The sequence below is a fragment of the Serratia sp. PL7 genome (genome assembly GCF_945957435.1).
Genome location: NZ_CAMFLB010000001.1, coordinates 2,829,167 through 2,841,570, shown reverse-complemented (window position 1 = coordinate 2,841,570; position 12,404 = coordinate 2,829,167). Strand labels below are relative to the sequence as shown.

At 61.5% G+C, this 12,404-nt stretch carries 11 protein-coding genes; 7 read left to right on the top strand and 4 right to left on the bottom strand.

The features are described from left to right. Nucleotides 1–108: 108 nt before the first annotated feature. The 4 genes from N6G83_RS13820 to ppnP all read left to right on the top strand — a co-directional run bounded on the left by N6G83_RS13820 (nucleotide 109) and on the right by ppnP (nucleotide 3,813). Entirely contained in the window at nucleotides 109–1,665 is a 1,557-nt protein-coding gene (locus N6G83_RS13820) for an OPT/YSL family transporter (protein WP_025301731.1), read from the top strand. A 34-nt stretch (nucleotides 1,666–1,699) separates the two neighbouring features. Continuing rightward, nucleotides 1,700–2,629: a DUF1177 domain-containing protein gene (locus N6G83_RS13815; protein ID WP_025301732.1), complete on the top strand. Its 930-nt coding sequence runs from the start codon at nucleotides 1,700–1,702 to the stop codon at nucleotides 2,627–2,629. A gap of 4 nt (nucleotides 2,630–2,633) precedes the next feature. Further along, the gene (locus tag N6G83_RS13810; protein ID WP_049206213.1) at nucleotides 2,634–3,311 is read left to right on the top strand and encodes an AroM family protein; all 678 of its coding nucleotides are present in this window, start codon (nucleotides 2,634–2,636) and stop codon (nucleotides 3,309–3,311) included. A 211-nt stretch (nucleotides 3,312–3,522) separates the two neighbouring features. Next, entirely contained in the window at nucleotides 3,523–3,813 is a 291-nt protein-coding gene (gene ppnP / locus N6G83_RS13805; protein WP_004940463.1) for a pyrimidine/purine nucleoside phosphorylase, read from the top strand. A 65-nt stretch (nucleotides 3,814–3,878) separates the two neighbouring features. Here the strand turns inward: ppnP and rdgC are convergent, their stop codons facing one another. Beyond that, complete coding sequence (gene rdgC / locus N6G83_RS13800; RefSeq protein ID WP_004940461.1) at nucleotides 3,879–4,790, bottom strand: recombination-associated protein RdgC; 912 nt, start codon at nucleotides 4,788–4,790, stop codon at nucleotides 3,879–3,881. A gap of 216 nt (nucleotides 4,791–5,006) precedes the next feature. On the opposite strand from rdgC, the gene mak reads away from it, so the two are divergent. From mak to N6G83_RS13785, 3 genes are all read left to right on the top strand, one after another. Next, nucleotides 5,007–5,921 (top strand): fructokinase, encoded by a 915-nt coding sequence (gene mak / locus N6G83_RS13795; protein ID WP_260515511.1) that lies wholly within the window; start codon nucleotides 5,007–5,009, stop codon nucleotides 5,919–5,921. A gap of 102 nt (nucleotides 5,922–6,023) precedes the next feature. Then, complete coding sequence (locus tag N6G83_RS13790; protein WP_025301735.1) at nucleotides 6,024–6,257, top strand: type II toxin-antitoxin system Phd/YefM family antitoxin; 234 nt, start codon at nucleotides 6,024–6,026, stop codon at nucleotides 6,255–6,257. After that, nucleotides 6,254–6,640 carry a type II toxin-antitoxin system VapC family toxin gene (locus tag N6G83_RS13785; protein ID WP_049206211.1) on the top strand — a complete coding sequence of 129 codons (387 nt, stop codon included), beginning with the start codon at nucleotides 6,254–6,256 and terminating at the stop codon, nucleotides 6,638–6,640. The genes N6G83_RS13790 and N6G83_RS13785 overlap by 4 nt, the downstream gene beginning before the upstream one ends. Here the strand turns inward: N6G83_RS13785 and licT are convergent. The 3 genes from licT to sbcD all read right to left on the bottom strand — a co-directional run bounded on the left by licT (nucleotide 6,637) and on the right by sbcD (nucleotide 12,198). Further along, on the bottom strand, nucleotides 6,637–7,485 hold the full coding sequence (gene licT / locus N6G83_RS13780; protein WP_043135622.1) for a BglG family transcription antiterminator LicT: 849 nt from the start codon (nucleotides 7,483–7,485) through the stop codon (nucleotides 6,637–6,639). The genes N6G83_RS13785 and licT overlap by 4 nt on opposite strands. Before the next feature lie 232 nt (nucleotides 7,486–7,717). Continuing rightward, complete coding sequence (gene sbcC / locus N6G83_RS13775; RefSeq protein ID WP_260515508.1) at nucleotides 7,718–10,969, bottom strand: exonuclease subunit SbcC; 3,252 nt, start codon at nucleotides 10,967–10,969, stop codon at nucleotides 7,718–7,720. Further along, complete coding sequence (gene sbcD, locus N6G83_RS13770; RefSeq protein WP_089195583.1) at nucleotides 10,966–12,198, bottom strand: exonuclease subunit SbcD; 1,233 nt, start codon at nucleotides 12,196–12,198, stop codon at nucleotides 10,966–10,968. The genes sbcC and sbcD overlap by 4 nt, the downstream gene beginning before the upstream one ends. Nucleotides 12,199–12,404: the final 206 nt, after the last annotated feature.

The following is a 12,404-nucleotide window of genomic DNA, read 5'->3' as shown; positions in this document are numbered from 1 at the left end:
AATAATCACGTTGTGACACCGGTAGTTCCAAATAATGGAACTGCCGCGGCGAGCTATCGTTTGGCGTTATTTCCGCCACGCAGCAGGAAATATTCAGGGAAACCAAGCATGAAATCAAATAATCCGCTAAAAGAGGCCGGCACGCTGTTGGTCATGGCGTTACTTTCGGTGGTGGGGGCGATCATCGGCGTTCAGCTGATCACCACGCTGGGCGTGACGCCCAACACCTCGATCATCGGTGCGCTGATTGCCATGCTGTTGGCACGCATTCCGCTGAAAATGTTCCAACGCTACCGCTCGGTGCACACTCAGAACCTGGCGCAGACGGTGATCTCCTCTGCCACCTTCGGCGCGGCCAATTGTCTGCTGATGCCGATTGCGGTGCCTTACGTGATGGGGCAACCGCAGCTTATTTTACCGATGTTCTGCGGCGTGGCGGCGGCGATGTTGCTTGACGCCTATCTGCTTTATCGCCTGTTCGATACCAAAGTGTTCCCTGCCGCCAATGCCTGGCCGCCCGGCGTCGCCGCCGCGGAAGCGATTAAAGCCGGCGATCGCGGCGGCAAGCAGGCCTGGCTTTTGGTGGTGGGCGTAGGGGTAGGTATCGCCGGATCAATGCTCAAGATCCCCATGGCGGCCTTCGGCACCGCCTTTATCGGCAATATCTGGGCGCTGAGCATGTTTGGCGTCGGGTTATTGTTGCGGGCTTACGCCGATCCGGTGGCCGATTTCGATATTAATGCCCATTTTATTCCGCATGGCGTGATGGTCGGCGCCGGCCTGGTGGCGCTGATCCAGGTTGCGCAGGTGATCCGCAGCCGCCGCGCCGATAGCGCCGGTTATACCCAACCGGACAGTGCGGTAAGCAAAGCGCTCGGCCTGGGCGCGGTCGGCTACATCGCCATCGCCGCGTTTTTGGCTCTGATCGGCGGGCTGTTCAGCGAGATGTCGCTGCCGATGTTGGCGCTGTTCGTGATATACGCGGCGTTCGCCGCTTTCGTTCATGAGCTGATCGTCGGTATCGCCGCCATGCACTCCGGCTGGTTTCCTGCGTTCGCGGTGGCGTTGATCACCCTGATCGTCGGTATCCTGATCGGTTTCCCACCGCTGGCGCTGTGCATCCTGACCGGTTTTACCGCCGCCACCGGGCCGGCCTTCGCCGACATGGGCTTTGATTTGAAAGCCGGCTTCATCCTGCGTGGCTACGGCGAGGATCTGCGGCAGGAGCTGCTGGGGCGCCGCATTCAGCTGTTTGCGGCGCTGATTGCCTTCCTCATCGCCATTCCGGTGGTTTACCTCTCTTATCACAGCTATTTCCTGCAGGACCTGATCCCGCCGGTCGCGCGCGTTTACGCGAAGACCATCGAGGCCGGTGCGCAGCCGGGTATCGCCTGGAGCCTTTTGATCTGGGCGATCCCCGGCGCCGTGGTACAGCTGATCGGCGGCCCTAAGCGCCAGCTCGGCGTGTTGCTGGCAACCGGTCTGCTGATCAATAACGCCTTGGCCGGGTGGGCGGTGCTGGTGGGTATCGCGCTGCGCGTGGCGATCCTGCGCCGTTGGGGCGATCGAGGCCGCACGCCGATGGAGATCATGGCGGCCGGGTTTATCGCCGGCGACGCGCTCTACAACTTCTTCAGCTCGATTTTTTCCAGCAAGGGCAAATAGCCCCTGCCGATGACATTGGTGAGGTAAAACGACCATGAGTTTGCAACAAACGCTGCAGGTTTTTGAATTGATTGATAGCGCATTCGTCAGCGGCCAGGACGTCGTCGATCTGTTTGCGCCTTACCCGGCGATCCGGGCCAGCACCTTGCGCGCCGACGGGCCGAAGGGCGGTACCGATTTCGTGCGCATCGAGATCCCCGGTAGCGCAGGCCAATTCGCTGGCGGTGCGGCGCCGACGCTGGGCATTATCGGCCGCCTGGGCGGCATCGGCGCGCGGCCGACGCGTATCGGGCTGGTATCTGACGGCGACGGCGCGATCGCCGCCATTGCCGCCGCGCTGAAGCTGGCAGAGATGCAGCGTAAGGGCGACACGCTGCCGGGCGATGTGATCGTCACCACTCATATTTGCCCGAACGCGCCGACCCGGCCGCACGATCCGGTCGATTTTATGGATTCGCCGATCGATGACGTGACGATGAACGATAATGAAGTGGTGCCGGAGGCTGACGCCATCCTGTCGATCGATACCACCAAGGGCAATCGCATCATCAACCACAAAGGCTATGCGCTGTCGCCGACGGTGAAAGAGGGCTACATCCTGCGGGTGGCGGAAGATCTGCTGCGCATCATGGAGATGACCAGCGGCCGCCCGGCGGTGACCTTCCCGATCACCACGCAGGATATCACCCCTTATGGCAACGGCGTGCATCACCTCAACAGCATCCTGCAGCCCTCGACCGCTACTGCGGCGCCGGTGGTCGGCGTGGCGATTTGCAGCGAATCGGTGGTGCCGGGCTGCGGCACCGGCGCCAGCCACGAAACGGACATCGCGCTGGTGGTCAAATTCGCGGTGGAGGTCGCCAAAGAATTTGGCCGCGGCACTTGCCGGTTCTACGATGCTGCCGAATTCGGCCAGCTGCTGGCGCTGTACGGCAGTCTGAGCCACCTGCAAAAAAGGAGATAGACCCATGACGGCTTCATTCGCCACGCTGACCCTCGGTCAGGCGCCGCGCAGCGATATCATGCCGCTGCTGTCTGCTTATCTGCCGGCGGAGCGGGTGAGGCACGTCGGTTTGCTGGACGGCCTGGATGCCGGGCAGATCGCCGAGCGTTATGCGCCGCAACAGGGCGATAAGCTGCTGGTGTCGCGCCTGTTGGACGGCACGCAGGTGACGCTCTGTGCCGCTCGCGTTGAAAGCGGGTTGCAGCAGAAGATCCGCGAGTTGGAGGCGGCGGGGTGCCAGGTGATCCTGCTGCTGTGCACCGGCGAATTCGGCGAATTGCAGGCGGAACAGGCGCTGTTGCTGGAGCCGGATCGCATTATTCCGCCGTTGATCTCCGCGATCGTCGGCGCACACCGCGTCGGCATCGTGGTGCCGATGGCGGAACAGGTTGAGCAGCAGGCGCGTAAATGGCGGCAGCTGGCGACGCCGCCGAGCTATGCCGTCGCCAGCCCCTATCTGGCAGATGATGCCGCGCTGGAGCAGGCGGCTTGCGCACTGCTGCGGCAGGGGGCGGAGGTGGTGGTGCTAGACTGCATCGGTTATCACCAGCGTCACCGCGCCTTTTTGCAGGCGCGTCTGTCGGTGCCAGTGTTGTTGTCGAACGTACTGGTCGCCAAGCTGGCTGCAGAGTTAGTCGACTGATTCAAATAGCGAAAAGTTACCGCTCGACGCGGTCTCAGGCGCTTTGCGCCCGTGGATCTCCCCGGGGTTCAGCAGCCCTGACTGCCGGTGAGAAGCCCGGCAGCGTTTTACTCTGCGCCGCGATCGCATTTCGCGCGAAAAACCAGTGACAGATCAACCGCAATCCCCCAATATGGATTTTCCATCAAGATGATTACGCGGGTGCCAGTCTATGCTGAAAGTGAATGAGTATTTTGCCGGAAAAGTGAAGTCTATCGGTTTTGACAGTAGCAGCATCGGTCTTACCAGCGTGGGCGTGATGGAAGAGGGCGAATACACCTTCTCCACCGCGCAACCGGAAGAAATGACGGTGATCACCGGGGCGCTGAAAGTGCTGCTGCCAGGGGCGCCGGACTGGCAGGTGTTTACGCCGGGTGAGAAGTTCTTCGTGCCGGGGCACAGCGAGTTCAACCTGCAGGTGGCCGACGCGACCGCCTATCTGTGCCGCTATCTGAGCAAATAAACGTTGCTCGTTAGGGGAACGCAGGGCTCAGCGGATGCTGGGCCCTGGTCGTTTCTGCGGCGGGATTAACGCTGGGCTTCGCCGCCGAGCGCTTCGATGGTGTTTTTGATCAACGCCGCCAGCTCGCTGGTCATCAGGATAAAGTCGGCGTCAAAGCGCTGGGCGAAGTCGTCGCGATCGATGTCGTCGTTCTGCTCGCGCAGCGTGTCGGCGAACTTCAGGCGCTTGAGCGAGCCGTCGTCCGACAGCATCAGCTGAATGCGCTCCTGCCAATCCACCGCCAGCTTGGTCACCAGCTTGCCGGCTTCGATATGCACCGCGATTTCGTCACTGATCAGATTCTGTTTCTTGCAGCGGATCACGCCGCCTTCTTCCAGAATCGCTTTCAATTCCGCTTCATCCTGAATGGCGAAGCCGGCCGGCATCTCGCCGGAACGCACCCATTCGGTCAGCGTCAGTTCGATCGGGCTTTCCATCGTCAGCGGCACCACCGGCAGCGAGCCGAGGCTCTTGCGCAGCAGCGCCAGCGTATCTTCGGCGCGTTTGGCACTGGCGGCATCGACCATGATCAGATCGTTGACGGTGTCGATCCACATGAAGGTCTGGTTGAAGCGGCTGAACGCGCGCGGCAGCAGGCTGTGCAGCACTTCGTCCTTCAGCGCGTCTTTCTCGGTTTTCTTCAGTTTGCGGTGTTGTTCCGCCTCCAGGCGCTCAATCTTGGCCTGCAGCTCTTGCTTGATGACCGGCGACGGCAGGATTTTCTCTTCCTTGCGCGCGCAGATGACGATCTGGCCGTTGACCGCGTGCGTCAGCGCATCGCTGTGCGAGCCCATCGGGGAGACCCAGCCAGTCTTCGCCATGTCCTGGCTGCCGCACGGCGTGAAGGCGAACGCGCTGAGTTGTTTTTCCATTTCATCCGCGTTTAACGCCACTTCGCGGCTCAAACGGTAAACCATCAAATTCTTAAACCACAGCATAATGTTATCCCTGGCTGGGCGTGCGCTCGGCACGCTGATTCGTCAAAAGCAGGGCGGCATGATAACGAATTGACGCTGAAAAATCGCCCCATTCTCTCCGAATTGCGTCGCTTTACGCACCGAGAAAGGGCGGGGTGGAGGGTGGGAAACAGGTGATTCATCTGCGCGCTTACATTAGGCTGTGGCAACGCTACGTGGCATCGAGGAGAAAAATACGTGCGCATTGGCATCGACTTGGGTGGGACGAAAATTGAAGTGATTGCGTTGGCGGACGACGGGCGGGAGCTGTTTCGCCATCGCATCGCCACGCCGCGCCATGACTATGGGCAAACCCTGGCGGCGATCGCCGGGCTGGTGAAGCTGGCGGAAGATCATACCGGCGAATTGGGATCGGTCGGGATCGGCATTCCCGGCACGCTGTCGCCGTTTACCGGGCGGGTGAAGAACGCCAACTCGGTATGGCTCAACGGCCAACCGCTGGACAAGGATCTGTCGGCGCTGCTGGCGCGCGAGGTGCGTATCGCCAACGACGCCAACTGCCTGGCGGTGTCGGAAGCCACCGACGGCGCCGGTGCCGGCGCGCAAACCGTGTTTGCGGTCATTATCGGCACCGGCTGCGGCGCCGGCGTGGCGCTGAACGGCCTGGCGCATTCCGGCGGCAATGGCATCGCCGGCGAGTGGGGCCACAACCCGCTGCCGTGGCAGGATGACGATGAGCTGCGTTACGCTCGCGACGTGCCGTGTTACTGCGGCAAGCCGGGCTGCATCGAAACCTTTATTTCCGGCACCGGTTTCGCCACCGACTATGCGCGCCTGAGCGGCAACGCGCTGCAAGGGCACGAGATCATGGCGCTGAGCGAGCGGGGCGATGCGCTGGCGGAGCTGGCGATCGTTCGCTACGAAATGCGGCTGGCGAAATCGCTGGCGCACGTGATCAACATGCTGGATCCGGACGTGGTGGTGCTCGGTGGCGGCATGAGCAACGTGGATCGCCTGTACCGCACGGTGCCGCAGCGGGTGAAAAGTTGGGTATTTGGCGGCGAGTGTGAAACGCCGATCCGCAAGGCGGTTCACGGCGACTCCAGCGGCGTACGCGGTGCGGCCTGGCTGTGGCCGCAACAGCAGCGCTAAACGTTGCAGCAAAGCGCGAGGCTGCTCGCGCTTTAAACCCTTCCCTGTACAAAAACTGGACGGCGTTTTATGATTTAGCTAACTTAGCTAAGGAGGACGCGTATGCCGATTCAGGCCAATATGCACGAAGCCAAATCCAATCTGAGCCAGTTGGCGGACAGAGCCGCGGAGGGAGAAACCGTGATTATTGCAAAAGCAGGGAAGCCGTACGTACAGCTGGTCGCCATCAAGGGGGAAGCGCGCCGCCCTGGCGCCGCCAAGGGCAAGTTCACCGTGCCGGCGGATTTCAACGCCGAGGATGCGGCCATTGCGGCGTTGTTTGAGGGCGATGCATGAAGCGCCTGTTGCTGGATACCCACGCGTTGCTGTGGTGGCTTATCGATGACGCCTGCCTGGGCGCGAACGCCAAAAGGCAGATCGCCGATCCGGGCAATGCGGTGTACGTCAGCGCGGCCAGCATTTGGGAGATCTCGATCAAGCAGGCGCTGGGCAAACTGGCGCTGCCGGAAGATATCTTTGCGATCATCGAGGCCGAAGATTTTCTGTCGCTGCCGATGGACGCCTTTCACTGCCAACAGGCCGGGCAGTTGCCGCCCTATCATCAGGATCCTTTCGATCGCATGCTGATCGCACAGGCGCAGGCCGAAGGGCTGACGCTGGTCTCCGCCGACGCGGTGTTTCCGCAGTACGGCGTGCGGGTAGCCGACGCTCGCCGTTAAGCCGGCTTTTCCTCGCTTTCGCTGCGCACCCGTTCGATATGAATGGTCAGAAACATCATCTCTTCCGTGGTGAGCTGATGCTGATAGTGCTTTTCGATGTGGCGGTTGATCTTACCGGCGCAGGCGAATGACTCGCGGTACTTCTCTTTCACCACCTGATAGAGCGAGTCGTCGTCGCTGTCGACGTAGTTTTTCCCCAGCAGGCGCTGGGCGAAGAATTTCAAATGGGTGACGAAACGGTGGTAGCTCAGGGATTCCTCGTTGTAATCAAAGCGGAAATGGTATTTGACCAGGTTGAGGATCTCTTGCATCACGCGGGTAATATGCAGCGTGTTGTGCATCTCGTCGTTAAGCTGGGCGTTGACCAGGTGTAGGGCGATAAATCCGGCTTCGTCCTCCGGCAACGCGGTGTCCAGCCGTTGGGCGATCAGGGCCAGCGCCTCCAGCCCGACGGCGAACTCGGCCGGATAGAGCTTTTTAATCTCCCACAGCAACGCATTTTTGATATCCAGCCCTTGCGCATGGCGCTGCAGGGCGAAGTGGATGTGATCGGTCAGCGTGATGTAGACGATGTTATGCAACTTGCCCGGCAGGCGTTCGCGGGCGAGAGTAATGATCTTGTCGGCGGTGGTGACGCAGGCTAATGGGATCTCGGCGAGCAGCTCTTTATAGCGCTCGGCGGTTTCTCCGCCGTTATGGGTGAATACCTTTTCGATCAGGCTTTCGTCCAGCGTATCGCCGGGCTTCTTTTTAAAGCCGATTCCTTTTCCCATCACCACCGTCTCTTCCTGACGGTCGTCCAGCGTAATCACCACGTTATTATTGAGTATTTTAGCGATTTTCATGGTTTTTCCCGGTGTTTCAGCATCCTGAAAACGAAAAAACCTGACGCCCGGGAGCGATCCCGGGTGTCAGGTTTTGCCTGTATTTTATGTTTCTTCCCTGCGGCCCTGAGCGGCGGAGGGGATACAGTAACAATCCTATTATGTTGGCATAATAACCCGTGCCCGCCGCGGCTCAACGCTTTTCACTGCGGAGTGCCGCCGCGGTCACACTTCTGCGCCGCGCGCCGCGGGATCATTCCAGCCTGAAATGCGCCTCCAGCCGGCTGACGCCGAGCCCGTTGACCTTTTCCACCTTGATCTGCACCGGAATACGTTCTTTCATCGCCTCGACGTGGCTGATCACGCCGATGGTTTTGCCGGAGGCATTCAGGCTGTCCAGCGCGTCCAGCGCGGTATCGAGGGTTTCGGCGTCTAGCGTGCCGAAGCCTTCGTCGAGGAACAGCGAGTCGATGCTGGTTTTGTGGCTGACCAGATCGGACAACGCCAGCGCCAGCGCCAGGCTGACCAGGAAGCTCTCACCGCCGGACAGGGTGCGGGTATCGCGCAGCGCGTCCGCCTGCCAGGTGTCCACCACCTGCAGCTCCAGCGCATCGCTGGTTTTGCGCTGAAGCAGGTAGCGCCCATGCAGCCGGCCGAGTTGCTGGTTAGCCAGATAGACCAGATGATCGAGCGTTAACCCCTGAGCGAAGCGGCGGAACTTGTCGCCTTCTTTCGAGCCGATCAGCTGGTTGAGGTAGCTCCAGTCGTCGTAGTCTTGCTGACTGCGGGCGATCTGCTCGAACAGCGCCTGCTGATTAAGGCGACGGGCGGCGTCGCTTTCCAATTGGTTGCGCAGTTCACCCTGGCGCAGCTGCAACGTTTTCAACTGCTGTGCCAACTCGGCCAGCGATTGGGTGAGCGCGTCGAGATCCGTGTTGGCTTCATCCACCCCCTCAGGGCGGCTCAGCCGATGCTGCTCCAGCGTTTGCGTCGCCTGCGTCAGCAGGGCCGCGGCCTCTACCTGCCGCTGTTGCAGTTGCTCTCTACGCTGCTGCAATTCGCGGCGCAGTGTGTCGTCCAGCAGCGCGGCGGTGAAGGCGGTTTCATCAGCGAATTCGCTGTCGGCCAGCGCCTGCTGCCACTGCTGCTGCGCCTGCTGCAGCCGCTCCTGCATCTGGGTGTGCTGTTGTTGTAACCCGGCCTGCTGGCCGGTCAGGCGCTCGCGCAGTTCCTGCGCCTTTTGCCACTGCTCGGCGGCCTGTAAGCTGGCCTGTTCACAGGCGGTTTGTTTGGCGCGCAGCTGTTCCCGCACCTCGGCGACCCGCTGTTCGCCGAACAGCGCCAGCCGCTGCGCGCGCCGCTCTGCGAGAGTTTTCTCGCCTTCCTGCCAGCGTTGTTGCAGGTCTTGCTGCTGTTGCAGGCTGTCGGCATAGGTTTTCTGCAGCAGCGTAAAGCGCTCTTCGAGCAGCGCCAGCTGTTGCTGCGCCTGCTGCTGCTGCGTTTGCAGAGCGGCGAGCGCGTCTTTTGCCTGTTGTACTGCCTGCGCCGCCTGTTCATGCTGCTGCAGCGCGTGCTGCCCGCGCCGCTCTTCATCGTCGCAACCGCTCAGCCAGGCGCTGAGTCGCTCGCTCTCCGCCAGCGTAAAGTCGAACGCCAGCGGTGCGCTGAGCTGCTGCCACTGCTGCTGTTGGGCAGCCAACTGCTGTTCATCCTGCGCGATGGTTTGCTGCTGGCGTTGTTGCTGTTCCTGCAGGCCTTCGCAGCGGGTACGCAACTCGGTGCCCTGGGTTTGCAGTTTCTCGGCGAGAGTACGCATCTCAACCAAACGCTGTTCCGTGGCCGAAGGCTGTACAGCCTGATACTGCTCTACTGCTGGATGGCTGGTGGAACCGCACAGTGGGCAGGGGGCACCGCTTTGCAGCAGGGCGCGCTCCGCTTCCAGACTGACGATGCGTTTTTCCAGTTCGTGGATCTGCTCCACTTCCTGCAGCTGCGCCTTGTGCTGTTTGAATTGCTGACGCGCGCTCTCCAACTGCTGTTGCAGCCCGGCGAGCTGCGTTTGCCGCTCGGCGTGCTCCGCCTGTTGCCTAGCCAGACGCTCGCGGGTCTGACGGTTAAGGGACGCCAGAGTAAACAGCTGCTGGCGTGTTGGGCGCAGATCCGCCAGGGCGCTCAGGCGTTGGCGCAGCGGGGCCAACGGCGTTTGCGCCTCCAGCGCCTGTTGCTGCTGTTGTTGAACGGCCAGCGCTTCGTTCAGCGCGTTCAACTGCTGCTGATGTAGTGCGCCCTGTGCCGTCAGCTGGCTGCGCTGAGCGGTGAGCTGCTCCAGCGTAGTTTGCTGCTGGGCGCATTGCTGCGTGGTGGCATCGGCGGCCTGTCGTCGCTCGGCCTGTGTCGACTGCAGTTGGGCTATTTGGTGGTCGAGCGGAGCGACTTGCTCATCGATCAGCTGTTGCTGCTGCTGCATATACTCGGCATGGGTTTGCTGCGCCAGGCGGGCTTTTTCCACCGCCTGCTGCAGCGGCGCCAGCTGCGCCGAGTGCTGTTCCTGCTGTTGCGTCAACTGGGCTGCCTGCTGTTGTATCGTCTGCAGTTCGGCGCGGCAGCGATCGCGTTCGCCGCGCAGCGGCCGCAATTTCTCGGCCGGTTCGCTGAGCGCCAGCTGCTGCAGCTGTGGGGCAGCCTCCGCCTGCTCGCGCTGGGCGGTTTCCAGCCGCCGTTGACCCTCGCCTTGCTGTTGCCGGAGGCGTTGCCATTGCTGCAGCCAGCTCAGCGCCTGTTGCTGTCGCTGGGTTTGCTCGCCGAGGGCGATTTCCTGCGCGCTCAGCGCCGTCAGCTGTTCGGTCAGAGACTGGCGCTGCTCGTCGTTCAGCAGTTCGATGCCGCTGGCGCGTTGATGCAACGCATCCAGGTCGGTTTTGGCCTGCTTGTGCGACTCGAACACCTGTTCGGACAACCGCCCGTAGATTTCGGTGCCGGTCAGCTCTTCCAGCAGTTCGGCGCGATCGTTGGCATCGGCATTGAGGAAGGCGGCGAACTGCCCCTGAGACAGCATCATCGATTTGGTGAAGCGGCCAAAGTCCAGCCCGGTGATGGTTGCGGTAAGCTCCAGCTTGTCGCGCACCTTGTCCGCCAGGATCTTGCCGTCCTCGCGGCGCGCCAATTCGACCTTCGGCGCCTGCAGATTGCCGTCCGGCGCATTCTTGGCGCGGCGCTGGCTCCAGAAGGCGCGATAGCCGACGCCCTTGACCTCGAATTCGACCTCCGCCAGCGATTCGGCGGTGTGGCGGGTCATCAGCTCATTCTGGCTCGGCGTGACGTTGAGGCGCGGCGTCTGGTGGTACAGCGCCAGGCAAATGGCGTCCAGCAGGGTGGTTTTGCCCGCGCCGGTCGGGCCGGTAATGGCGAACAGGCCGTTGCTGGCGAACGGCTCGGCGGTGAAGTCAATTTTCCATTCGCCCTGCAGCGAGTTGAGGTTTTTTAACCGCAGGCTGAGGATCTTCATGGGTTGGTCTCCTCAGGATTGTGCTGCACCGCATCGACCACCTGGCGGAACAGTTGGTGCATCCGCCGTTGGCGTGCTTCGGGCATGTCGGCCTCCTGCGCCAGGCGCCGTTCGAACACCTCGTTGACGCTCAGTTCGTTCAGCGTTTCCTTATCCTGCTGCGCGATTGCCTGGCGGCGCTGCTCTTTGCTGCGCCGCAACAGCACCACTTCCACCGGCAGCTCATCCGCCATCAGTTGGATGCGGCGCTGAATATCGCTGAGGTAGTCCTGCGTCGCCACTTCGATATCCAGCCACACCGGCAGCTCGCCGGCATAGTCGGCAAATTGCCGCAGCTGCCGTTCGATCTCGGCCAGATCCCCTTTGATCAGCTGCATGGGCTGGAACTGCGGGATCGTTAACGCGTCTACCCGCTGCAAAGCGCCGTCGGCGAAATCGACCAGGAAGACGCTTTTGGCTTTGCCCAGCTCATCGAAGCTGAGCGGGATCGGCGAGCCGCTATAGCGAATATGTTCCGACTTGGCGACGTTCTGCGCGCGGTGAATGTGGCCGAGCGCGATGTAATCGGCGGGCGGGAAGGCCTGTGCCGGGAAGGCGTCCAGAGTGCCGATATAGATGTCGCGCACCGAGTCGGAGGTGGTGACGCCGACGGTGGTCAGGTGGCCGGTGGCGACGATCGGCAGCGGCAAGCCCAGCTGGTCGCGGCGCTCGCAGGCCGCCTGATACAGCGTCTGATAATGTTCGGCGATGGCTTCCTGCAGCGCCTGCTGTTTCTGCGCGCCGGATTCGCCGGCGCGGCTGGTAAGCAGATCGCGCGGCCGTAGGAACGGGATGGCGCACAGCACCGCGCCCGGCTGGCCGTCGCGCTGGTTAAGCACCACGATCTGCTGTTCGGCCGCGCCTTGCGCGCTCGCGATCACCGTGGTGTTCAGGCAGGAGAGCAGTTCCCGCGATTCGTTCAGCGTCGCCACCGAATCGTGGTTGCCGCCCAACACGACCAACTGGCAGCCGGTGCGCTGCAGTTCCACCACGAAGCGGTTGTACAGCTCGCGGGCATAGCTGGGCGGTGAGCCGGTATCGAACAGATCCCCGGCGACGATCAGCGCATCCACCTGTTGCTGTTCGATCTGTTCGATCAGCCAGTTCAGAAAAGCCTGGTGCTCGGCGGCGCGGCTTTTGGTGAAAAAGTACTGGCCAAGGTGCCAGTCAGAGGTGTGGATCAGGCGCATGACACTCCCGGATGCAAAGATAATGGCGATGATTATAAAGGCCGCGGCGGCGGCTGTCCCGGCGCAATGATGATGACAACCGGATGATTTTTCTTTACTGCGGGAAATAATCGCTATGCTTACTGCCTATAACAGCCGGTTTTTTTCATAAAAGTGTCACAAAACTGACGCATAATGGCGCCCGAAAAGTCGCTAACACATTGGCA